This is a genomic window from Vibrio vulnificus NBRC 15645 = ATCC 27562, from assembly GCF_002224265.1.
Taxonomy (GTDB): Bacteria; Pseudomonadota; Gammaproteobacteria; order Enterobacterales; family Vibrionaceae; genus Vibrio; species Vibrio vulnificus.
The window spans coordinates 358887-381298 of sequence record NZ_CP012881.1; the positions used below are offsets into that span (position 1 = coordinate 358887).

Genomic DNA, 22412 nt, shown 5'->3' on the forward strand with positions numbered 1-22412 from the left:
TTCGGGGCAATCGTCAGGAATTTTATCTCCATCATATTTATCACGGCCTAGGCGTTCAAACTTTAAGCAAACGTGCAAGAAACAACACTTAATTTCGCGCGCTTGAGTGACAATTTGCTAACATCAGGGCAGTTGTTCTTAATTGGAATTCGGATTTGACCATCACTCACGGTTTTGTCTTGACTCGACATGCACGCGATCGCTTTTCAGGCACTCAAATTGAACTGTGGCTCTCAACAGAAGATGGGCCGCACCAATTGCTTATTGATGGTGAAAAACCAGTGTTTTTCATCGATGATAATCAGTGCGAAGATGCCCAACGCTTAGCAAACGAGTATCATCCCGATGTTCAAGTGGAATTCAAGCCTCTTCCATTAAAAGACTTCTCACACACCCCTATGGCAGCGTGTTACTGTCAAACCAATCGAGATGCTTATACCCTCTCATCATTATTTACTCAACACGACATTACGGTGTTGGAGTCAGACATTCGCCTAGCCGATCGCTACTTAATGGAACGCTTTATCCGCGGCTCTTTGGCGTTTACTGGTACTTTTAAAACGCAAAATGCCCATGTTCAAGTCACCAATGCCAAGTGTCGGCAAGGGGATTACACGCCAACGCTTAAAGTGGTTTCACTCGATTTAGAGTGCTCAGAAAAAGGGATTCTTTATTCCATCGGTTTAGATAGCCCGATGGATAGCCGAGTGATCATGATTGGTGAGCCCGAAGCGGCCGACACACCCATTCAGTGGGTCCAAGATGAAAAACAATTACTGCTTGCTTTAATTGCTTGGTTTGAGCAATTTGACCCAGATGTTATCGTCGGCTGGAACGTCATTGATTTTGACTTTCGATTACTGCAAAAGCGCGCAGAGTGGCATCAGTTGAAACTGACTCTCGGCCGAGGCAACCAAACTAGCTATTTCCGCTCATCGAGCCAAAGCCAACAGGCATTTATTACCATTCCCGGCCGCGTCGTCCTAGATGGCATTGATACGCTTAAAACGGCAACGTATCACTTCCGCTCTTGGTCACTCGAATCGGTCTCAAGAGAGCTATTGGGAGAGGGTAAAGCGATTCACAATGTGCACGATCGCATGGCCGAAATTAATCACATGTTTCGCCACGACAAGCCTTCCCTCGCGAAATACAACTTACAAGATTGCGTCTTGGTCAATCGTATTTTCGCTCACACTCATCTGCTCGAGTACGTGATTGAACGGTCTAAATTAACGGGCGTCGAACTGGATCGTGTCGGGGGCTCTGTGGCGGCCTTTACCAACCTCTACCTACCGCAATTGCATCGCGCAGGTTACATTGCGCCCAATTTACAGCCTGAGAATTGGGTTGCGAGCCCTGGTGGTTACGTTATGGACTCGCTGCCCGGACTTTACGATTCTGTTTTAGTGCTCGATTTTAAGAGTCTTTATCCATCGATTATTCGATCGTTTCTGATCGACCCACTTGGGTTAGTTGAAGGGCTTAAATTAGAAAGTGGCAAAGCGCCACACCAAGCCGTTCCAGGCTTTCGTGGTGGCCAATTTCATCGCACTAAGCACTTTCTGCCCGAGATGATCGAGACATTGTGGCAAGCTCGAGATGTCGCGAAACGCAACAACGACAAGGCCTTCTCTCAAGCAATTAAGATCATCATGAACTCTTTTTATGGGGTACTTGGCTCATCCGGCTGCCGTTTTTTTGATACGCGTTTAGCCTCAAGCATCACGATGCGCGGGCATGAGATCATGAAGCAGACAAAATTGTTGATTGAACAGCAGGGCTATCAAGTCATTTATGGTGACACGGACTCAACCTTTGTTTCGCTCAATGGTCGTTTCGAGCAGCCAGAAGCCGATGCAATTGGTCGCCAATTGGTTAGCCTGATTAACCAATGGTGGAAGCATCATCTTGAGCAAGAGTTCAATTTAAACTCCATCCTTGAACTTGAGTACGAAACCCACTATCGCAAATTTTTGATGCCAACCATCCGTGGTTCCGAAACCGGCTCGAAGAAGCGTTATGCAGGGCTGATTCAGAAAGGCCGCGAGGAGCGAATCGTGTTTAAAGGCTTAGAAAGTGCGAGAACGGACTGGACGCCATTGGCACAACGTTTCCAGCACCAACTCTATATGATGATCTTTCACGACCAAGATCCAACGGACTATGTGCGTGAGATGGTTGAACAAACTCGCGTGGGTGCATTTGATGATGAGCTGGTCTATCAAAAACGCTTACGCAGAAAACTCAGCGACTATCAGAAAAACGTCCCGCCTCAAGTTCGAGCGGCAAGAATGGCAGACGAAATCAATGAGCGCTTAGGGCGCCCACTTCAATATCAAAATCGAGCACGTATTGAGTATCTCATTACGCTCAATGGGCCAGAACCCAAGGAATACCAATCGAGCGCGATCGACTACCAACATTATGTCGATAAACAGCTCAAACCAGTTGCCGATGCCATTCTACCTTTTATTGGTAAAGACTTCTCTCAACTGTCGGATTCACAATTGGGCCTCTTTTGATCTGTTTTCCAGCACAAAGAAGAGCTAGATTTTCTCTATCTCCACTATCGGCTTGATATGATTGGCGTTGATGCAGTATTGGATAAATGAGTTGTGTTGCAGTGAACGGCTGTAATACCAGCCCTGTATCGAGATGTGCTCTTTGGCAGGAATATGGTTCAATTGCTGTTGCGACTCAACGCCTTCAATAACCACTTCTAGCCCCAGTTGCTCGGCCACAGAAAGAAGGCTCATGAACACTTTTTTTCCTTTTTCGTTATCAAGTGCCAAAACAAAGGATCGATCGACTTTAATCGCGTCGACTTCAAATCGATTGAGGTAAGACAACGAGGAGAAACCCGTCCCAAAGTCATCAATATACACCGCCACACCTAATTGATGCAGCAGATTAAAAGAACGCGCCAGTACCTGCTCATCCACCAGCAACGTCTCTTCGGTGATTTCAATGTGTACTTGCGACGCGACAGGAGCCAAAATGTATTCCAGCTTATCCATATACTCTTTGTCAGCAAGAAAAGCAGGGGTAAGATTGATACTAACAGGCACATACAGGCCAATGCGATTCCACTCTTGAATGTCTTTTGCAACCGTTTTCAGCACCCAAAGATCCACATCTTTCATCAAGCCCGCTTCTTCGAGCCATGGCAAGAACGTACCGGGATACACCAGCGTACCATCAGGTTCGATAGCTCGAATTAACGCTTCACAACCAACCACACGACCTGTTTGATGGGAAACTTGCGGTTGATATTCCAGGCAAAACTCTTTGCGGCCAATGTGTTCTAATCGTTGTTCAACTTCCTGAGCACGGCGAGCGCGATCATTTGCAGTCGCAATGGGGTCATCTTTCAAGGTGTCCGCTTCTTCTCTGCGTCTCACGTACACCGTATCAAGGAAATCAATTTTGATTTCGCGATTGCTGTACAACCGATTGAGGTTTCTCACCGATGGATAGTAAATCACTACACCAACGGCAATGTTAAAGAGTTGCAGTAGCACCCCACCCCAGTCACCAGATGTTGCTAACCACGCGTTAATAATAATTGGCGCATTAAAAGGCACACTCGCGCTTGGCACGTCGATAACGCCGATTTCAATCGCAAGCAAGGTCGTCACCACGTGCACCGCCGGTGTTAAAAAAAACGGTAAAAACATACGAGGATTCAAGATAATGGGCAGACCAAACAGCAAAATTTCATTGACGTTAATTAAGCCAATAGGGATAGAGGCGATCGCTATTAATTTGAGACTTTTCTGCTTCGCAAATAATAACATGGCGACGACTAATGACAGTGTTGCTCCGCTTCCTCCAATGAAGACAAAAGTCCCCATCATGGAAAGGTTCATCGCATAATGCCCTTCACCTCCGGCGACAAAGGTGGAATAGTTCAACGAACTTGCTTGCTGTAACAGCTCAACCAGTGGCAACAGTGCGTAGTAACCGTGAACACCAAGGAACCACAGCAGCGAGTTCATCGCGGCGAAGGCGATACCAAACTCATACGGCTCATTGGCATAATCGAGTTGTACTAATTTCAACCCATCACCAAAGCTGAACATGCTGAATATTAAGTAATTAATAGCGACGACAATAAACGCGGTAAGCAGTGCTGGTAAAACAAGGTTCAACGACTCTTTGACCAGCTTCCCCCCACTGTCGGAGTTAGTAATGCGCAATTGAGGTACGTGCAGCAAATGCGCCAAGATAGGAATAGCGTACAGCGGCGTCACAATCGCAATGACGATGTGAAACATTTTCAACGTGTCATCAGCGGGTACCACGTGACCCACAATAAGGAGAAAAATAATGGAAAGCAGGGCCATCGGTGGGCGAGCCAATTTCCATTGCATCGCCAGCACATAAGAGATGGTAGCCGTCATAAGATAGGGGAAAAACGCCGCAATCGCGTTATGCACATCGTAAAGGGCATTGATCCAGCCACTGCGACCACCGCCAACAAACTCCCCCATACTGGCGAAGAACAGCGCAAAAGCCGATAACATCAAACAGGGAATCAGCCAAATCATCCCTTCGCGAATTGCCTGTAATGATGGGGCAAGTCGTTTGCTCACCTTCTTCAAATTGATGCCAACGACCGTCCACGACAAGCTTGCCTGCTTTTCCATGTGCTGATCCTGTAATCGCCTTCACCTTTTAAAGTTAGCACAGAACAGCGGATAGACTACATTAGCACTCGCTAAATTAAAGATTGAGAACGGTATGATTACCCGATTTTAAATTCCGTTTTTTGATATTGCTTCACTAGCCACTCACCAAACCCATCCAATAGCCCTACAACCGAACGCTTGGGAATGGCTTGACCCGTCAACAATATCGTTAGACGACGAATCTCGACTTCTTTTTCTGGATGGTATTGAAGGAACTGGCGGCCACACTCTATTGGGTCGTCGTACCAATGCTGATCTTTGTACATCACCAATGAATAGCTTGCCCGCAAAAGTTTTTTAGCGATGACCTTTTGCGGTTCAATTTGTTGCTCAACGGAAGTCGCGCGAGCAATTTTGTTACGATATACGGCAAGCCAATCCTCGACATCCATATTCCAATGCTTAGCGATTTCCCAACTAGGAACATATTCACCAAAACACTCCGCAAGATCACTGCCATACACACAGACACAGCAGTGTTTGAGCATGAAGCCCCAAGTAAAAAGACTGTCTAAAGAAGCTATATCTCGTACTTCCGCCGTTTTTACCGCCACTCCGATCACTTGGGGAAAACTTTTTTGCACACGCCATTTCAAGGTGTTAAATACCGTGGCTCTTTGCTCGGTAAATGGACGATGGGTAACCACAACAATATCGAGATTCGACTTGCCTTCCTGCGCCGTCTTCCTAGCGACACTGCCATAAACATAGACACTGTGGAGGTTGTCTCCCAAGCCACTTTTTAGGCACATCAATACATCTTTGATAACTGGCTCAAATTTCGCTTGGAAAGGTTGTTTGGGATCGATAACAGGTAGAGTCATTAATCGGATACGAAGTTGATAATTCTAAGAAACGCCCAATCTTCGCTTAGCTTACACGAGGAATCAAGCCTTGAGTGCGCAACTGATCTCGGTCGTCGCGACATTCAGATACAAGAGTAAGACTTTGGTACGCAAATAGACAAGTTATTCGATTCCAGTACTCGCAAGTTACGCAGAGTTGAGTATATAATTCGGCGATTTTGATCAACCCTAAAACGCGATAGGAACTGATATGCCAAAGGCAAGTGAAATTAAAAAAGGTTTTGCAATTGAATCTAACGGCAAAACCCTTCTGGTTAAAGATATCGAAGTAACAACTCCAGGTGGCCGTGGTGGTTCTAAGATCTACAAAATGCGTTGTACCGATCTAGCAACTGGCGCTCGCGTCGAAGAACGTTACAAATCAGACGACGTTCTAGAAACTGTAGAAATGAACAAGAAAGCCGTTTCATTCTCTTACATCGATGGCGATGACTACATCTTCATGGATAACGCAGACTACTCTCAATACGTTTTCAAACACGCTGACGTTGAAGATGATCTGCTGTTCATCAACGAAGATACTCAAGGTATCCACGTTATCCTAGTTAACGGTGAATCAGTAGGCCTAGAGCTTCCTTCATCTGTTGAACTTGTGATTGAAGAGACCGATCCATCAATCAAAGGCGCTTCTGCATCTGCTCGTACTAAACCTGCTCGCCTATCAACTGGCTTAGTAGTACAAGTACCTGAGTACATTGCAACAGGTGATCGCGTGATCATCAATACGGCAGAACGTAAGTACATGAGCCGAGCGTAAGCATGGCTGATTTAATCTCTTACGATGATGCGATAGACGCGGCTTACGACATTTTTCTCGAAATGGCGCCTGATAATCTAGAGCCAGTCGATGTCATTCTGTTTACTGCACAATTTGATGATCGTGGCGCTGCTGAGCTGGTTGATATCAACGATGATTGGGCTGGTCACGTTGGCTTTGACGTTGACAAAGAGATCTACGCAGAAGTTCGCATTGGTCTCGTTAATGAAGAAAATGATGTCCTAGACGATGTGTTTGCTCGCATGCTGATTAGCCGCGATCCAGACCAAAAGTTCTGTCACATTCTCTGGAAACGAGATTAAGAAACAAAAAAGGCTTGCCAATGGCAAGCCTTTTCATTTCTGCTCGTTCTCTTAGCGCTGTGGCTTAGAGCGGCTACCCGCTTGGTTGCGGCTATTGGTTTTGTTTGTTTGACCATCGGCCTTACTTGGCTTGCGTCGTGCCGCATTGTTGCTGCGACCTTTTGGCGTACTCACGCGCTCTTCATGACGTTTTACCGCGCGGCGAATCTTCTGACTACGGGCACGGTCACGCTTACGTGATGAGTTATTCAACTCAATCATGGTCTCTTTCTCTGGACGAAGCTCTACCAACTCGCGTAGGTAGTTCACATCTTTCAGCTCAAGCTCCATCCAACCACCACGTGGCAGTTTCTTATCAAGATAAATGTCACCATAACGTACACGTTTTAAACGGCTTACTGTGCAATCCTGAGATTCCCAAAGACGACGAACCTCACGGTTACGACCTTCATTGATCACAACATAAAACGTATGGTTCATACCTTCACCGCCAGTATAAACCACGTCTTCAAAGCGAGCTAAACCATCATCGAGCTCAACGCCGTTAACGAGGTTACGTACCTTGTGCTCATTCACTTCGCCAAACACGCGAACTAGGTACTCACGTTCAACTTGACGACTTGGGTGCATTAGTCGGTTTGCCAACTCACCATCAGTGGTAAAAAGCAACAAACCAGAGGTATTCGCATCAAGACGACCAACAGAGATCCAGCGAGAGCCACGGATTTTTGGTAGACGATCAAAAACAGTACGGCGACCTTCTGGGTCGTGACGCGTACAGAGCTCACCTTCAGGTTTGTAGTATGCCAACACTCGGCAAATCACCTCTTCCTGAGCTTTCACGGACACAACGTGACCATCGATGCGCACTACTGCTTGCTCATCTTCTAGTCGTTCGCCCAGTTTCGCGACGATACCGTTCACACTCACACGTCCTGATTTGATTAATGCTTCCAATTCACGACGTGAGCCATGACCAGCTCGTGCCAAAACTTTCTGTAATTTTTCGTTCATTTATCTACCTAAATTGTCGTCTTCTCAGACGTCTTAGTCTTACCAAGCTAGACCCGTTTACAATGTCTACCCGATGCTCGGAATCGGGGCGCCGATTATACGGGAAAATTTCATTCAATGTAAGATCTCCCCTTCGACGAGCTGTGGAAAACTGCGCATATCCATCCGTGATATCGAGTCAGTTAACCATCTAAGAGTATTAGAAATACCATACTCCACCACCACCAATTTCCTACTTTGGTTCATGGGTCTACTTTTCGGACACTGATAAAATTATCAAGCAATTTTATGTAACGCTTGCAGTCAATATCATCACAAAACAAAAGGAATAATCTATGTCTGGAACAACGGTTGATTTGAACTGGATATTTGGTACCGCACAAGACGACGATCTGAAAGGCACCGTAGGATCGGAAACCACTGATATATTCTTTGGCTTTGGAGGCGACGATAAGTTCGTCGGCTTCGGGGGAAACGACTATATTTTTGGCGGATGGGGTAACGATACCCTGCTAGGCGGTCGTGGCAATGATTTCATTTCCGGCGGCTCAGGAAATGACTTTCTCTCCGGTGGTTTAGGTAATGATACCCTCTTTGGTGGAAGCGGTGACGACATCATTTATGACTACGAAGGGAATAACTTTCTCAGCGGCGGCTGGGGTAATGACACGCTGGTCGTAGGACACGGCGATTCAATGCTCAGCGGTGGTTGCGGAAAGGATACCTTTGTTCTCACCAACCATTTGCCGATCAACGTACACGATCAACAAGTGCCAGTGAATGACATTGAAGTCAAAGCCGAGATCCTCGACTTTAATCTGTGCTACGACAAAATTTCGTTCAATATCGGCAAAGATACCGATGGAGATGGTATTCGTGACACCTTCCTTCAGTCACGAGATGATCTTGATCTCTCGTTCAATCAATGGGGAGACGCTGTATTCTCCAGCGAAGAATGGGGAGTCGAACTCACTCTCACAGGCGTTTCTCAATACGATATGAATTGGATTGACCATTACGGTATTGAGCTGTTTGATTTTGCTTGATACGTGCGAGTATCGTCGCTTAAAACAAAGGGAAGCTAAGCTTCCCTTTGAACTATACGTCATCGCTAACATCATTACTCAAATGGTGCTGGGTCACCAGAACCAATACGCGCAACAACCGCATCACCTTCGCTAAAGTCAATCACCGTCGTTGGTTGCTCACCTAAGTAACCTCCGTTGAGAATCACATCAACCGCGTGTTCAAGTTTATCGCGGATCTCTTCTGGATCGGCTTCCGTTACCTCTTTGCCTGGCAAAATCAGTGAGGTAGACATCAGTGGCTCACCCAACGCATCAAGCAGATCTAGGGCAATACGGTTATCGGGTACACGAATACCTATGGTCTTACGCTTAGCGTTCATCAAACGACGCGGCACTTCTTTGGTCCCTTTAAAAATAAAGGTGTAAGGACCTGGAGTGTTGTTCTTTAACAAACGAAACGCTGTGTTATCCACACGTGCGTAGATGGACAATTCTGAAAGGTCACGGCACAACAGTGTGAAGTTGTGTTTTTCGTCTAAGCGACGGATCTGGCAAATTCTGTCTAATGCTTGCTTGTTTTCTAATTGACAGCCCAACGCGTATCCTGAATCGGTTGGATACACCACCACTCCGCCATTTCGAATGATTGCTACGGCTTGATTAATCAAGCGAGCCTGTGGGTTTTCTGGATGAACGTAAAAAAACTGGCTCATGGTAATTCCTCATTATCGAACCTCTCGGCTCTATAGCTCAGGGGCATTCGTAGACACGGTTTGCACTTTGTCTACCGGTTCTAAACCCCAATCTTTCCACACTGGTTCAACCCCCGCGGGTAACCAGAGGTTTCTTCCCAACTCCATCCACGGAGACGGATAATGAAAATCACTGCCTTGGGAAGCTAATAGTTTGTATTGTATTGCATAATCAGCCAAATTGCGCCTTTCTTGCTGCGATTGTTGAGGCTGCGCCACTTCCATCGCATCGCCACCAGCCTCGGCAAACGCTTGCAACAATCGTTTCAACCATTTCGCCGTCAAGTTGTATCGCGCTGGGTGTGCAAGCACCGCTTGGCCCCCTGCGGCATGAATGGCTTTCACTGCGTCTTCGATTGAACACCAGTTTGGCGGAACGTAACCCGGATTATTGCGCGTTAAGTATTTTTTAAACACCTGCTGCATCGTTTTGGCATAACCATTATCCACCAGCCATTTGGCAAAATGAGCCCGGGTAATCGGTGCGCCATCAGCGATTTGTCGCACCTCTTCGAGCACACCTTCCCGTGTCGCTTTTTGCAAACGTTGAGCAATCAACTCAGCGCGGCTAACACGATGTTCTTGTTGCTGCTCAATCAGTTGATTCAGTGTCATGTTGTTAGGATCAACATTTAAGCCCACGACATGGATGTCTTTATTCTGCCAAACCGTGGATATCTCAATGCCATTTATGATTTTAATTGGCAATTGCTTCTCATCGACATAACGATGCATTTCCGCCAACGCTTCTACCGTATCGTGATCGGTCACCGCGAGCACATCCAAGTCAAACGCTAGGGCTCGCTCGATGAGATCTTGGGGTGAAAAACGACCGTCCGAGGCCGTCGTGTGGCTATGTAAATCTATTCTCATATATTTGCTTCTAGGGGGTTGACTTTTTACCCTTGCACCAGTTAACTAGTACACAAATACAAAGTACCTGACTATAGGGCCGACCATGTTACAAGAATTTAACCACAACCAGAAAGCGAAACTTGTTCTGCATAACGAGAATGTTAATGCAGCAGAGCTCGCTTGGTGGCGCACTTGGACAAGTTCTTGGTGGGCTAACGTGTACTTTTAATAAAGAAAACGAATCACACAAAGCCCGCTAATCATGCGGGCTTTTTATTTTGTTGCACATCTCACAATCAACTGATTAAACATTCATCAAAACGAACAAATTCTGCGTTGGGTGAACGTTTGCTTTGTGCGAGTATGTACAGCAGGAAGACAAAGAATTGAATAATAAGGAGGTCTTGTGAACAAGGCCATTAACATCACCACACTAGGGCAGCTAGAGCTTTTGTCAACGACGGTTCCTTACCATTCGGATCCTACGCGCCTTTTTCATACTTTGTGTGAAAACAAACGCGATAGCTTACTGCTCGAATCGGCTGAAATCGATTCAAAACAAGATCTTAAAAGCTTACTGATTGTCGATTCCGCGGTACGTATGGTTTGCCATGGCCATGTGGTCACCATGACTGCACTCAGTGACAACGGCAAAAATCTGTTAACCCATTTGACCAAGAATGTCGCGAAAGAGGTTGAACATCAGTTTGATGGACAACAACTTACTCTCACCTTCTCAAGCCCAGATGACCGCCTCGATGAAGACTCACGCTTGCGTGAAGCCTCTAGTTTCGACGCGTTGAGACTGGTTCAACACAGCTTTGATTTGACGGAAAAAGACAAGCACGCGATCTTTATCGGTGGTCTGTTTGCCTATGACTTAGTGGCCAACTTTGAACCACTGGGTGAGGCCCGCGCGATAAATCAATGTCCTGACTACGTCTTCTACGTGGCAGAAACGCTGATGGTGGTCGATCACCAGACCGAGAGTTGCCATTTACAAGCAACGCTTTTTGCAGACGACTCACAAAAAGAAGCGCTAAATCAGCGTATTGAACAAATCCGCACTCTGTGTGCTACCCCGAAAGCGCTACCTAAAGCCATTCATCTCGATGAGGTTGAGGTCGATACCAACATCAGCGATGACGCCTTTTGCCAAGTGGTACGCGATCTAAAGCAATACGTTGTCAAAGGCGACATTTTCCAAGTCGTACCATCACGCCGCTTTACTCTGCCCTGCCCGTCACCGTTGGCGGCTTATAAAGAGCTCAAAGTCAGCAACCCGAGTCCTTACATGTTTTACATGCAAGATGAACTCTTTACGTTGTTTGGCGCATCACCGGAAAGCGCGTTGAAATATGAAACGCACACCAATCAAGTGGAAATCTACCCCATTGCAGGAACTCGACGCCGTGGCAAGCGAGCCAATGGTGAGATCGATTTCGACCTCGATAGCCGAATTGAACTCGAACTTCGCACCGACAAGAAAGAAAACGCCGAGCACATGATGTTGGTGGATCTCGCTCGAAATGATGTCGCACGCATTTCTCGCGCGGGGACGCGCCACGTCGCCGATTTACTTAAAGTAGACCGCTATAGCCATGTCATGCACCTAGTCTCGCGCGTTGTTGGACAATTACGTGACGATCTTGACGCACTACATGCCTACCAAGCGTGTATGAATATGGGCACATTAACGGGCGCTCCGAAAATTCGTGCCATGCAATTGATTCGTGATGTTGAAGGGGCTCGCCGTGGCAGTTACGGTGGGGCTGTCGGTTACCTCACTGGCGAAGGGACACTAGATACCTGTATCGTGATTCGTTCGGCTTACGTTGAAAACGGCATTGCACAGGTGCAAGCCGGTGCCGGAGTGGTCTTTGATTCCTCCCCCCAAGCCGAAGCCGATGAGACGCGCGGCAAAGCTCAGGCAGTCATCTCTGCCATTCAGAAAGCCCACAAGGAGTCGTAAAGATGGCGGACATTGTATTTATCGATAACTTCGATTCATTTACTTACAACTTGGTTGATCAGTTCCGCTCTTTAGGCCACCAAGTAAAGATTTACCGCAATAGTATTGCCACAGACACTATTGTCGACGCGATTGAGCAACTCGAGCGCCCAGTGGTGCTGCTCTCTCCAGGGCCAGGCGCGCCATCAGAGGCGGGCTGTATGCCAGAGTTAATTGCTCGCGTCAAAGGCAAAGTCCCAGTGATTGGCATTTGTCTCGGCCATCAGGCAATTGTGGAAGCCTACGGCGGCACCGTGGCAGGCGCAGGTGAAATCATCCATGGAAAAGTCTCGATGATGGAGCACCAAAGCCATGCGATTTATCAAGGGTTGCCATCCCCACTGGCGATTGCGCGCTACCACTCTTTGGTGGCAACACACGTACCGCAAACGCTGACCGTAACCGCCGAAGTGAATGGCCTTGTTATGTCAGTGGTTAACGAAGAAGACAAGGTGTGCGGTTTTCAATTTCACCCCGAGTCCATCATGACGACACAAGGTGCGACGTTGTTAGCCAACGCGATTAACTGGGCATTAGCATAAGGATTGGGAGAAAAGATTATGGAAGCCATCATCAACAAACTGTATCAGCAAGAATCTCTGACAGAGCAAGAAAGCCAGCAGCTTTTCGACACCATTATTCGCGGCGAGCTAGACCCTATTCTCATGGCTTCGGCCCTAACCGCGCTGAAAATCAAAGGGGAAACACCCGATGAAATTGCCGGTGCAGCCAAAGCGTTGCTTGCTAATGCTCAACCTTTTCCGCGTCCTGATTACGATTTTGCCGACATTGTGGGCACGGGTGGTGATGGCCACAACACCATCAATATCTCGACTACCGCTGCCTTTGTGGCCGCGGCCTGTGGGTTGAAAGTCGCTAAACATGGTAATCGCAGCGTTTCAAGTAAATCAGGTTCTTCCGATCTACTTGATTCATTTGGCATCAACCTCGCGATGAGCGCAGAAGATACTCGCTCAGCCGTCGATAGCATTGGCGTCGCCTTTTTGTTTGCACCTCAATACCATAGCGGTGTGAAGCACGCGATGCCTGTGCGCCAAACCATGAAAACGCGTACTATCTTCAATATCTTAGGCCCCTTGATTAACCCTGCGCGTCCTAACATCGAACTGATGGGTGTATATAGCCAAGAACTGGTTCGCCCAATCGCAGAAACCATGCTGAAAATGGGCATGAAACGTGCCGCGGTCGTACATGGCAGCGGCTTGGATGAAGTCGCTATTCATGGCGACACCTTGGTCGCAGAAATCAAAGATGGCGTAATTCACGAATACACTCTCACCCCAGCCGACTTTGGCGTTAATACGCATCCATTGGAAGCGATTAAGGGGGGCGATCCTGAGGAAAACAAAGCCATCATCACGCACTTACTCACCGGAAAAGGAACGGAAGCTCAATTGAGTGCCGTTGCCGTCAACGTCGCGCTACTCATGCGTCTTTTTGGTCACGAAGATCTCAAAGCCAATACGCAACAAGCGATCGACGCAATGAACTCTGGTAAAGCGTATCAACTGGTCGAAAAATTGGCTCAACACGCCTGAGGTTTATGATGACAAACAACAACGAAAAACTGTCAGAACACGTTTCTCTGCAGGAAGCACAAATGGCGGAAGTCCTAGCCAAGATAGTTCGCGATAAATACCAGTGGGTAGCAGAGCGTAAACAGGCGCAACCATTGGCCAGTTTCCAAGCCACGTTGACACCATCGGATCGCAGCTTTTACCAAGCCTTGCAGGGCCAACGCACGGTATTTATTACTGAATGTAAGAAAGCCTCTCCATCGAAAGGATTGATCCGTGAAGATTTCGACTTGGATTACATCGCGTCGGTGTACAACCACCACGCAGATGCGATTTCGGTACTCACCGATGAGAAATACTTCCAAGGCAGCTTCGATTTTCTACCCCAAGTTCGTCAACAAGTGCGCCAGCCTGTGTTGTGTAAAGATTTTATGGTCGATAGCTATCAAGTTTATCTCGCTCGTCACTATCAAGCCGACGCCATTTTATTGATGTTGTCAGTCCTCAATGACGAGCAATATCAAACACTGGCGGATGTTGCCCACCAGTTGCAAATGGGTGTGCTGACAGAAATCAGTAATGACGAAGAGCTTGAGCGTGCTGTGAAGCTGGGGGCGAAAGTGATTGGTATTAACAACCGCAACTTACGAGACCTCACCACCGATTTGAATCGCACCAAAGTACTCGCACCAACTTTGCGTCGCTTAGCACCAGAAGCGACTGTGATCTCGGAATCGGGCATTTACACCCACCAGCAAGTGCGCGATCTCGCCCAATACGCTGATGGCTTTTTGATTGGCAGCTCGTTGATGGCAGAAAAAAACCTCGAGCTCGCGGTACGCAAAGTGACACTGGGTGAAAACAAAGTCTGTGGTCTCACTCATCCGGAGGAAGCCGCCAAAGCCTATCAAGCTGGCGCTGTCTTTGGTGGTTTGATTTTTGTAGAGCAATCCAAACGTGCTGTAAATATAGAGCAGGCAAGACTGACGATGAGTGGCGCTCCGCTCAATTATGTTGGCGTGTTCCAAAATCACCCCGTTACCTTGGTGGCCGAAACCGCAAACCAGCTCCAACTGCACGCGGTGCAATTACATGGCAACGAAGACGCCGATTACATCGCACAACTGCGCAAGCAACTCAACGAATCGATTGAGATTTGGAAAGCCTATGGCGTGACCGACCAAGCACCGACCCTAATTACTCAAGACGTTGATCGTCACCTTTTCGATGCGCAAGTCGGCCAACAAAGCGGTGGAACAGGGACCACGTTTGATTGGGCTCTATTGGATGATCCAAGCCATATCATGTTGGCAGGCGGTCTCAATCCAGACAACGCGCAAAAGGCAGCAAGCCTTGGATGTTTAGGGCTGGATTTAAACTCTGGTGTTGAAGAAAGCCCAGGGAAAAAAGATCTGACGAAGCTGCAGCAAGCGTTTGCAGCCATACGAAATTATTGATATTGATGATCTGAACCTGAGGTTCAGTGAAGAACAAATTCTGGCACATAGCCAAACACAATTAAGGAAGCAAACATGACTAAGTTAAATGCCTACTTTGGCGAATACGGCGGTCAGTACGTACCTCAGATTCTGGTACCCGCATTAGAACAGCTCGAGCAAGCGTTCATTGACGCCCAAGAAGACCCTGACTTCCGCAGTGAGTTTATGGGGTTACTCCAAGAATACGCAGGCCGCCCAACCGCACTGACGCTGACGCGCAATCTGACCAAAGGCACCAAAACCAAACTGTACCTAAAACGTGAAGATTTGCTGCACGGTGGCGCGCACAAAACCAACCAAGTACTTGGCCAAGCACTGCTGGCTAAGCGCATGGGCAAAAACGAGATCATTGCTGAAACGGGCGCAGGCCAACATGGTGTTGCCACCGCACTTGCCTGTGCACTACTGGGCTTGAAATGCCGTGTGTACATGGGAGCAAAAGACGTTGAGCGCCAAAGTCCAAACGTGTTTCGTATGAAGTTGATGGGCGCGACGGTGATTCCGGTGCACTCAGGTTCTGCCACACTAAAAGACGCGTGTAACGAAGCATTGCGTGATTGGTCGGGTAGCTATGAAACCGCCCACTACTTATTGGGCACTGCCGCGGGTCCCCACCCTTTCCCAACCATCGTACGTGAGTTCCAACGAATGATTGGTGAAGAAACGAAGAATCAGATCCTCGCACGTGAAGGTCGCCTGCCTGATGCAGTGATTGCTTGTGTGGGTGGCGGCTCAAACGCCATCGGTATGTTCGCCGATTTTATCGAAGAAGAAACGGTTCGCCTAATTGGTGTTGAGCCTGCGGGCAAAGGCATTGATACCGACCAACATGGCGCGCCCTTAAAACATGGCAAAACTGGCATTTTCTTTGGTATGAAAGCGCCACTCATGCAAGATGAAAACGGCCAAGTCGAAGAATCGTACTCCGTTTCCGCAGGTCTCGATTTCCCATCAGTGGGTCCTCAACACGCTCACCTTAATGCCATTGGTCGCGCTGAATACGACAGCATCACCGATGATGAAGCACTTGATGCTTTCCAAGAGTTGGCAAGAAGTGAGGGTATTATACCTGCGTTAGAATCGTCTCACGCTTTAGCACATGCGCTGAAAATGGCCCGCAACAACCCAGAGAAAGAGCAGTTGTTGGTCGTTAACCTATCTGGTCGAGGTGACAAAGACATCTTTACCGTTCATGCCATTTTAGAAGAAAAAGGAGCAATCTAATGGACCGTTATCAAGCGACATTTGAGCGCCTCGCCGCGCAAAAACAAGGTGCCTTTGTTCCTTTTGTTACCGTGTGTGACCCTAACCCTGAACTCTCACTCAAGATCATGGATACCTTAGTTCAAGCGGGTGCCGATGCTCTTGAACTTGGCATTCCATTTTCTGATCCATTGGCCGACGGCCCAACGATCCAAGGCGCAAATATTCGCGCGCTGGATTCAGGCGCAACACCTGATATCTGTTTTGATTTGGTCGGACAAATCCGAGCTAAATACCCAGATCTACCGATTGGCCTGTTGATGTACGCCAACTTGGTCTATTCACGTGGTATCGAGAATTTCTACCAACGTTGCGCTCAAGCCGGCATTGATTCTGTGTTGATCGCCGATGTCCCAACGAACGAGAGTGCAGAGTTTGTCGCGGCAGCCGAAAAGTTTGGTGTACATCCAATCTTTATCGCACCACCAACGGCCAGTGATGAAACACTAAAACAGGTTTCACAACTGGGTGGCGGTTATACCTATCTTCTCTCTCGAGCGGGGGTCACAGGAGCTGAAACAAAAGCCAACATGCCTGTGGGTGATATGCTTGCGAAGCTAGAACAATTTAATGCGCCACCTGCACTGTTGGGCTTTGGTATATCAGAGCCTGAACAAGTCAAACAGGCTATCGATGCGGGTGCGGCAGGTGCCATTTCAGGTTCTGCTGTGGTCAAAATCATCGAAAGTCACCTCAATGAACCTGACGCGATGTTAACGGCACTGGCAAACTTTGTTTCCAACATGAAGTCTGCAACACAAAAGTAACGTGGTAGACATCTAAACATCTATGAGATCGATTTCTTATTTACCACTAGAAATCGATCTTTTTTTTAACATTCCAACTCACTTCCATCTCGGCTTATAAACGAGCCATCACTCAATAAAACGCCACCATTATATAAGGCCAAGCTATAGCAAACGTTTGCTTTCTGCTTAAAAAATTGTCAATCGTCAATAAAACGCCTGATATTCACACCCTCGCTTCTTATCCCGTATTGCTAAATGTGAAATAAACGTGTAAAAATCTGATCGAATATTTATCCAAAGAACACTTTTCGTTCAGTGGGTAATTCTGGATTTTTAATATTTATTAGCACAGAGGTTATGGAAGTGTTAAAAGAAAAGAGTTTGTTACGCAACATTGGTGTGCAGGTTGTCATCGCCATGATCGTGGGTACTGCCGTTGGTGCCTTGATGGGTGATAGCGCCTCTATGTTTGCTCCACTGGGGGCCATCTTCATCAACTTGATCAAGATGCTGGTTATCCCTCTTGTTGCTGTTGCCCTAATTTCTGGCGCAGCGGGCCTAGGCAATAGTCAATCTGCTGGCAAGGTAGGTTTCGTGACACTAGGTTACTTCGGTCTAACATCTGCACTTGCCGTTGCACTTGCCCTGTTCATGGGTGAAGTCTTCAAGCCGGGCATGGGTATCGATGTTTCCGGTGTCGAAGGCATGTTCTCTGCTGAGTACGCTTCTAAAGGTGAACTTCCTACTTTTTGGGCTACCATCACAGGTATGATCCCAACCAACGTTTTCCAGTCACTTAATGAAGCCAACATCCTACAGATCCTCGTCTTCTGTCTATTCTTAGGTATCGCCATCTCTAAACAAGAGAAAGAGAAGCGTGAGCCAATCATGAATGGCGTAAACTGCATTGTTGATTCCATGGTTTGGATGATCAACAAAGTGATGGTCATCGCGCCTCTCGGTGTATTTGGCCTGATGGCAGAAGCCGTAGGTACGTTTGGTTTTGGCGCCCTGATGGTGGTGTTTAAACTGTTTGTGGTTTACGTTGCGGCGATTCTTATTTTTGGCTTCGTTGCTTATCCACTGATGATCCAGTTGTTTACTAAAACCTCTGCGAAGAAATTCATCAGTGCGATGAAAAAGCCACAAGCTGTTGCTCTGTCAACCGCTTCTTCAATGGCAACCCTGCCAGTCACCATGGATACCGTTGAGAAAGAACTGGGTGTTCGCAACTCGACCGCATCTTTCGTTTTGCCTCTAGGCGCAACGATCAACATGTCTGGTAACGCCATTTACTACGGCCTAGTCGCGATCTTCTTTGCTCAGCTATTCAACATCGATTTGAGCATGGGTGCTTACATTGCCATCATTGTGACCGCAACGCTCGGCGCAGTAGGTCAAGCAGGTGTTCCTGGTCCTTCTTTCCTCGTTGTTGCCGTCTTGCTCGCAGCGGGCATTCCAATCGAAGGTCTACCACTGTTGTTCGCTCTTGACCGTATCTTCGATATGATTCGTACCGCGCTCAACATCACTGGTGATGCAGCGTGTGCCGTCATTGTCGATGCACTGCTTGATGAAGAAAATGAAAAACAAGCTGAGATGAATAAGCAAGAAGCGTAATCGCAGTTTTTGCAAATTGATTCTCAAAACGGGGTGACCAATGCGTTACCCCTTTTTTATGCCTGCAGAAAGCGCCAAAGGCGGCAAACTGAAAGTGGCACTCATATTGCTTCTTGCTCATAACCATCAGAAGCGTCAAATTCATCACGCAGTTTGTGCTTCGACGCAGAATGAGGACAGCATTATGACGTTACATCGACGCACCTATTATGGCCTTATCCATCATGGCATGAAGGCACTACTGTTAGACCGCATTGGCCATTTTACCGAAGATGAGTATCACCACTACCTTGGCATAACCACCGGCAAAACGACGTGCTTTTCAATGACCGACGACGAACTTGAGGTGACCGTTGAGAATCTTCGCACCGAAGGCTATTTGGAAGACATGAAACGTGTCATCGCCCAATTTCAGGGGGCTGCTTAAGCGCGGCGAATCTTGGGAAGCCGCCGGGCTTCCTAAGCCTCCAATAACCCATCATTTACTTTCAAGGCTTCACATTGAGCCAGTTTTGTTTAGACTGTGGGCAATTCAATCGACAGGAACATTTTTGCCACATGAAGCAAATACTTGATTTTATTCCTCTAATTATCTTTTTCGCCCTCTACAAGATGTATGATATCTATGTTGCAACAGGCGCTTTGATTGCAGCAACAGCCATTCAGATCGTTGTCACCTACGCCTTGTACAAGAAAGTTGAGAAGATGCAGTTAATTACCTTCTTAATGGTGGCCATTTTTGGTGGCATGACCATTTTCCTGCATGACGACAACTTTATTAAGTGGAAAGTGACCATCGTCTACGCCGTGTTTGCCATTGGTTTGACGGTCAGCCATGTTATGGGCAAATCGGCCATCAAAGGCATGTTGGGCAAAGAGATCACCTTGCCTGAGTCAGTATGGGCAAACATTAACTGGGCATGGGTTGGCTTTTTCACCTTTTGTGCAGGGCTGAATATCTATGTGGCCTACCAGCTTCCTTTAGATGTTTGGGTGAATTTTAAAGTCTTTGGTTTATTAGCGGCGACGTTGGTTTTTACCGTCCTCACTGGCGGCTATATTTATAAACATCTCCCTAAAGAACAAAATGGCCAGTCATCGGACGTGCCAACGGATGAATAAACTGCATTTTTTGCTATAATCCTGTTCTTATTTTTCGCAGCGACCCTTTGGTCGCTGTTTTGTTTGTTGTGGATGTCAAAATGAGTCAGGAATTTCACTCTCCAAAGGGTCAGTTACTGTTAAGAACCCTCGCCATGCCAGCCGATACCAATGCCAATGGGGATGTATTTGGTGGTTGGATCATGTCTCAGCTCGATCTCGCCGGTGGTATTTTGGCGAAAGAGATCTCGCACGGACGAATCGTCACTGTATCCGTATCCGGCATTACCTTTAAAAAGCCAGTCAGTGTGGGTGATGTCGTTTGTGTGTACGGTGAATGCACCAAAATTGGTCGCACTTCAATGTCGATTAATCTCGAGGTTTGGGTGAAGCCCGTACGCGATCACGGGATCGAAGATCGCTTTATGGTTTGCGATGCCACGTTTAACTATGTCGCCATTGATGCAGACGGCAAACCACGGCCTATCGTTACGGCATAAATTCCGTAGAGTTTCACAGTTTCTCGAATTTAGCTGTTCTAACTCCCTGTAATTGAGATAGATTAGGCCAAGTTAGTATCACCATTAGAAAGGAAAAGAGAATGTGGTATGTCATTTTTTCTCAGGACGTTGAGAATTCGTTGGAAAAACGCCTTAGTGTGCGCCCACAACACCTAGAGAGATTGCAAGCATTGCAAGACGAAGGACGTCTATTAACTGCAGGCCCGATGCCAGCCATCGACTCTGACAACCCTGGTGACGCGGGTTTCACAGGTTCAACCGTCATTGCGGAGTTTCCTTCTTTGCAAGAAGCTCAAGCCTGGGCGGATGCCGATCCTTATATCGCAGCGGGTGTTTATGCCAATGTGATCGTTAAACCTTTCAAGAAAGTGTTCTAATGTTTAAAAAAGTACTCTCTGCATCGTTAGTGTTGTTGGCATTAGCGGGCTGTTCTTCAAATGGTGAGAAAGAGCGCCAATTAGAGCTCATGGCGTCTAACCGCGCTGGTGTACTCTCGGCGGGATTACCGATTGAATACGGTCCACTTAAAGTCATGCGTATTTCATCATCGAAAAACATTGTTGAGATCATGATGATCTACAACACCGACGCGACTGGTGCAAAACCGACACAAGAGCTGCTTTCCACCAGCGTAAGTAAATACTGTGAAGACGCAACCGTGCGAAACCAACTCGATATGGGGCTGATGTACCGCATCAAAATTCGCAACTCTCGTGGGCAACTGATCATCGATGAGATGGTGACGGCGGCGAGTTGTCAGCCACAATAGCGGCTTGCTTCGAAAGCAACGCTCAATAACAGCAAAAACGGAGGTCATGACCTCCGTTTTATTTAAGTTCACTTCACGACATCTGATCGCAAACTCCCTAACGTCCAATGCCCTCACGACCGTGGTCACTGTCCAAATCCAAATTGGGGCCTAATGGCACGACTTGCGTTGGATTAATCCCAATGTGACTAAAATAGTAATGGCGTTTAATGTGGTAGAAATCTGTCGTTTCAGCAATCCCTTCGATCTGATACAGCTCTTTCATGTAGCCATTAAGATGGGGGTAATCCGCAATACGCTTTTGATTACACTTAAAATGACCAACGTACACCGCATCAAAGCGGATCAGTGTGGTGAACAGGCGCCAATCGGCTTCCGTCATTTGACTGCCCGCTAAGTAACGATGCGTCGCAAGATGATGATCCACACGATCGAGTGCAGAAAAAAGAGCGTAATACGCTTCTTCATAAGCCTCTTGCGTCGTGGCAAACCCACAACGATAAACGCCGTTGTTGATATTGGGGTAAATGAAGGCGTTCCACTCTTCGATCACCTCACGTAATGAATCTGGATAGTAATCATCTTGATTCCCCGTCAGTTGATTAAACTCCGAGTTAAACATGCGAATGATTTCCGATGATTCGTTGCTCACGATTGTATTAGTTTTCTTATCCCAAAGAACGGGAACCGTCACTCGCCCAGTATAATCAGGTTTTGCTTGGGTATAGATTTGATGCAATTTGGTATGACCAAACAAGGGCTCTGGCAACCCCATCTTCCATCCATCACTGAGCATATCAGGGCAAACCACGGTGACATCAATATGCTCTTCCAGTCCTTTTAATTTGCGAAAAATCAGCGTTCGGTGTGCCCAAGGGCAAGCTAACGAAACATAAAGGTGATAGCGACCCGATTCCGGCTGAAAGGGGGCTTGTGGTTTATTTTCAATCCAGTCACGAAATCCTGCATCTTCACGCACGAACTTTCCTTTGGTCTGCTTTGTATCGTACCAAACGTCGTGCCATACCCCTTCAATTAATTTGCCCATGAAC

The 22412-nt window shown here is 47.2% G+C and carries 23 protein-coding genes and 1 other annotated feature; of the genes, 17 read left to right on the forward strand and 6 right to left on the reverse strand.

Annotated features, from left to right (window positions below):
• Positions 1-155 precede the first annotated feature (155 nt).
• Positions 156-2525, forward strand: a complete 2370-nt coding sequence (locus tag AOT11_RS01550; protein WP_017422341.1) for a DNA polymerase II — start codon at positions 156-158, stop codon at positions 2523-2525.
• Between the two features lie 24 nt (positions 2526-2549).
• On the opposite strand, the gene AOT11_RS01555 is transcribed toward AOT11_RS01550, so the two are convergent.
• A complete protein-coding gene (locus tag AOT11_RS01555; RefSeq protein WP_017422342.1) occupies positions 2550-4652 on the reverse strand; it encodes a PTS sugar transporter subunit IIC/EAL domain-containing protein in 2103 nt (700 codons plus the stop codon).
• Between the two features lie 98 nt (positions 4653-4750).
• Positions 4751-5518: a nucleotidyltransferase domain-containing protein gene (locus AOT11_RS01560; RefSeq protein ID WP_017422343.1), complete on the reverse strand. Its 768-nt coding sequence runs from the start codon at positions 5516-5518 to the stop codon at positions 4751-4753.
• A 232-nt stretch (positions 5519-5750) separates the two neighbouring features.
• Between AOT11_RS01560 and efpL the strand changes: the two genes are divergently transcribed.
• A complete protein-coding gene (gene efpL, locus AOT11_RS01565; protein ID WP_017422344.1) occupies positions 5751-6317 on the forward strand; it encodes an elongation factor P-like protein EfpL in 567 nt (188 codons plus the stop codon).
• Between the two features lie 2 nt (positions 6318-6319).
• Positions 6320-6640: an HI1450 family dsDNA-mimic protein gene (locus AOT11_RS01570; protein ID WP_017422345.1), complete on the forward strand. Its 321-nt coding sequence runs from the start codon at positions 6320-6322 to the stop codon at positions 6638-6640.
• 51 nt (positions 6641-6691) lie between these two features.
• Here the strand turns inward: AOT11_RS01570 and rluB are convergent, their stop codons facing one another.
• Positions 6692-7654 carry a 23S rRNA pseudouridine(2605) synthase RluB gene (rluB, locus tag AOT11_RS01575; RefSeq protein ID WP_011080863.1) on the reverse strand — a complete coding sequence of 321 codons (963 nt, stop codon included), beginning with the start codon at positions 7652-7654 and terminating at the stop codon, positions 6692-6694.
• A gap of 335 nt (positions 7655-7989) precedes the next feature.
• On the opposite strand from rluB, the gene AOT11_RS01580 reads away from it, so the two are divergent.
• Positions 7990-8700, forward strand: coding sequence for a calcium-binding protein (locus AOT11_RS01580; RefSeq protein WP_017422346.1), 711 nt, complete (start codon positions 7990-7992; stop codon positions 8698-8700).
• Positions 8701-8774: 74 nt separating this feature from the next.
• On the opposite strand, the gene AOT11_RS01585 is transcribed toward AOT11_RS01580, so the two are convergent.
• Positions 8775-9395, reverse strand: a complete 621-nt coding sequence (locus AOT11_RS01585; RefSeq protein ID WP_011080865.1) for an L-threonylcarbamoyladenylate synthase — start codon at positions 9393-9395, stop codon at positions 8775-8777.
• A gap of 30 nt (positions 9396-9425) precedes the next feature.
• Entirely contained in the window at positions 9426-10307 is an 882-nt protein-coding gene (rnm, locus tag AOT11_RS01590) for an RNase RNM (protein WP_017422347.1), read from the reverse strand.
• Between the two features lie 85 nt (positions 10308-10392).
• On the opposite strand from rnm, the gene trpL2 reads away from it, so the two are divergent.
• The 13 genes from trpL2 to AOT11_RS01655 all read left to right on the forward strand — a co-directional run bounded on the left by trpL2 (position 10393) and on the right by AOT11_RS01655 (position 21360).
• Positions 10393-10518, forward strand: a complete 126-nt coding sequence (gene trpL2, locus AOT11_RS01595) for a tryptophan operon leader peptide (protein ID WP_017422348.1) — start codon at positions 10393-10395, stop codon at positions 10516-10518.
• Positions 10465-10567, forward strand: a sequence feature (Trp leader region). Its footprint overlaps the gene before it by 54 nt.
• A 128-nt stretch (positions 10568-10695) precedes the next feature.
• Positions 10696-12261, forward strand: coding sequence for an anthranilate synthase component 1 (locus AOT11_RS01600; protein ID WP_017422349.1), 1566 nt, complete (start codon positions 10696-10698; stop codon positions 12259-12261).
• A gap of 2 nt (positions 12262-12263) precedes the next feature.
• On the forward strand, positions 12264-12842 hold the full coding sequence (locus tag AOT11_RS01605; RefSeq protein WP_011080868.1) for an aminodeoxychorismate/anthranilate synthase component II: 579 nt from the start codon (positions 12264-12266) through the stop codon (positions 12840-12842).
• A gap of 18 nt (positions 12843-12860) precedes the next feature.
• Complete coding sequence (gene trpD / locus AOT11_RS01610) at positions 12861-13859, forward strand: anthranilate phosphoribosyltransferase (protein WP_017422350.1); 999 nt, start codon at positions 12861-12863, stop codon at positions 13857-13859.
• 5 nt (positions 13860-13864) lie between these two features.
• Positions 13865-15295 (forward strand): bifunctional indole-3-glycerol-phosphate synthase TrpC/phosphoribosylanthranilate isomerase TrpF, encoded by a 1431-nt coding sequence (trpCF, locus tag AOT11_RS01615; RefSeq protein ID WP_017422351.1) that lies wholly within the window; start codon positions 13865-13867, stop codon positions 15293-15295.
• A gap of 75 nt (positions 15296-15370) precedes the next feature.
• On the forward strand, positions 15371-16561 hold the full coding sequence (gene trpB / locus AOT11_RS01620) for a tryptophan synthase subunit beta (RefSeq protein WP_011080871.1): 1191 nt from the start codon (positions 15371-15373) through the stop codon (positions 16559-16561).
• Positions 16561-17367 carry a tryptophan synthase subunit alpha gene (trpA, locus tag AOT11_RS01625; RefSeq protein WP_017428880.1) on the forward strand — a complete coding sequence of 269 codons (807 nt, stop codon included), beginning with the start codon at positions 16561-16563 and terminating at the stop codon, positions 17365-17367. Before trpB ends, trpA begins: the two co-directional genes overlap by 1 nt.
• A 339-nt stretch (positions 17368-17706) precedes the next feature.
• The gene (locus AOT11_RS01630) at positions 17707-18969 is read left to right on the forward strand and encodes a dicarboxylate/amino acid:cation symporter (protein WP_026050801.1); all 1263 of its coding nucleotides are present in this window, start codon (positions 17707-17709) and stop codon (positions 18967-18969) included.
• 184 nt (positions 18970-19153) lie between these two features.
• Entirely contained in the window at positions 19154-19396 is a 243-nt protein-coding gene (locus AOT11_RS23565) for a hypothetical protein (RefSeq protein WP_026050800.1), read from the forward strand.
• Between the two features lie 131 nt (positions 19397-19527).
• Complete coding sequence (locus AOT11_RS01640) at positions 19528-20091, forward strand: septation protein A (RefSeq protein ID WP_011080875.1); 564 nt, start codon at positions 19528-19530, stop codon at positions 20089-20091.
• Between the two features lie 80 nt (positions 20092-20171).
• The gene (gene yciA, locus AOT11_RS01645) at positions 20172-20570 is read left to right on the forward strand and encodes an acyl-CoA thioester hydrolase YciA (RefSeq protein WP_011080876.1); all 399 of its coding nucleotides are present in this window, start codon (positions 20172-20174) and stop codon (positions 20568-20570) included.
• 101 nt (positions 20571-20671) lie between these two features.
• Positions 20672-20968, forward strand: coding sequence for a YciI family protein (locus AOT11_RS01650; RefSeq protein ID WP_017428879.1), 297 nt, complete (start codon positions 20672-20674; stop codon positions 20966-20968).
• Entirely contained in the window at positions 20968-21360 is a 393-nt protein-coding gene (locus AOT11_RS01655; RefSeq protein ID WP_011080878.1) for a GspS/AspS pilotin family protein, read from the forward strand. Before AOT11_RS01650 ends, AOT11_RS01655 begins: the two co-directional genes overlap by 1 nt.
• A gap of 97 nt (positions 21361-21457) precedes the next feature.
• On the opposite strand, the gene AOT11_RS01660 is transcribed toward AOT11_RS01655, so the two are convergent.
• Positions 21458-22408: a glutathione S-transferase family protein gene (locus AOT11_RS01660; RefSeq protein ID WP_026050799.1), complete on the reverse strand. Its 951-nt coding sequence runs from the start codon at positions 22406-22408 to the stop codon at positions 21458-21460.
• Positions 22409-22412 lie beyond the last annotated feature (4 nt).

Coding starts and splice junctions, on each gene's coding strand:
- trpB (WP_011080871.1), top strand. CDS start 15,371: ATGACTAAGTTAAATGCCTACTTTGGCGAATACGGCGGTCAGTACGTA.
- efpL (WP_017422344.1), top strand. CDS start 5,751: ATGCCAAAGGCAAGTGAAATTAAAAAAGGTTTTGCAATTGAATCTAAC.
- AOT11_RS01605 (WP_011080868.1), top strand. CDS start 12,264: ATGGCGGACATTGTATTTATCGATAACTTCGATTCATTTACTTACAAC.
- AOT11_RS01570 (WP_017422345.1), top strand. CDS start 6,320: ATGGCTGATTTAATCTCTTACGATGATGCGATAGACGCGGCTTACGAC.
- AOT11_RS01660 (WP_026050799.1), bottom strand. CDS start 22,408: ATGGGCAAATTAATTGAAGGGGTATGGCACGACGTTTGGTACGATACA.
- AOT11_RS01585 (WP_011080865.1), bottom strand. CDS start 9,395: ATGAGCCAGTTTTTTTACGTTCATCCAGAAAACCCACAGGCTCGCTTG.
- yciA (WP_011080876.1), top strand. CDS start 20,172: ATGAGTCAGGAATTTCACTCTCCAAAGGGTCAGTTACTGTTAAGAACC.
- AOT11_RS01650 (WP_017428879.1), top strand. CDS start 20,672: ATGTGGTATGTCATTTTTTCTCAGGACGTTGAGAATTCGTTGGAAAAA.
- trpA (WP_017428880.1), top strand. CDS start 16,561: ATGGACCGTTATCAAGCGACATTTGAGCGCCTCGCCGCGCAAAAACAA.
- trpD (WP_017422350.1), top strand. CDS start 12,861: ATGGAAGCCATCATCAACAAACTGTATCAGCAAGAATCTCTGACAGAG.
- rnm (WP_017422347.1), bottom strand. CDS start 10,307: ATGAGAATAGATTTACATAGCCACACGACGGCCTCGGACGGTCGTTTT.
- AOT11_RS01555 (WP_017422342.1), bottom strand. CDS start 4,652: ATGGAAAAGCAGGCAAGCTTGTCGTGGACGGTCGTTGGCATCAATTTG.
- AOT11_RS01560 (WP_017422343.1), bottom strand. CDS start 5,518: ATGACTCTACCTGTTATCGATCCCAAACAACCTTTCCAAGCGAAATTT.
- trpCF (WP_017422351.1), top strand. CDS start 13,865: ATGATGACAAACAACAACGAAAAACTGTCAGAACACGTTTCTCTGCAG.
- AOT11_RS01640 (WP_011080875.1), top strand. CDS start 19,528: ATGAAGCAAATACTTGATTTTATTCCTCTAATTATCTTTTTCGCCCTC.
- AOT11_RS01655 (WP_011080878.1), top strand. CDS start 20,968: ATGTTTAAAAAAGTACTCTCTGCATCGTTAGTGTTGTTGGCATTAGCG.
- rluB (WP_011080863.1), bottom strand. CDS start 7,654: ATGAACGAAAAATTACAGAAAGTTTTGGCACGAGCTGGTCATGGCTCA.
- AOT11_RS23565 (WP_026050800.1), top strand. CDS start 19,154: ATGACGTTACATCGACGCACCTATTATGGCCTTATCCATCATGGCATG.
- AOT11_RS01630 (WP_026050801.1), top strand. CDS start 17,707: ATGGAAGTGTTAAAAGAAAAGAGTTTGTTACGCAACATTGGTGTGCAG.
- AOT11_RS01580 (WP_017422346.1), top strand. CDS start 7,990: ATGTCTGGAACAACGGTTGATTTGAACTGGATATTTGGTACCGCACAA.
- trpL2 (WP_017422348.1), top strand. CDS start 10,393: ATGTTACAAGAATTTAACCACAACCAGAAAGCGAAACTTGTTCTGCAT.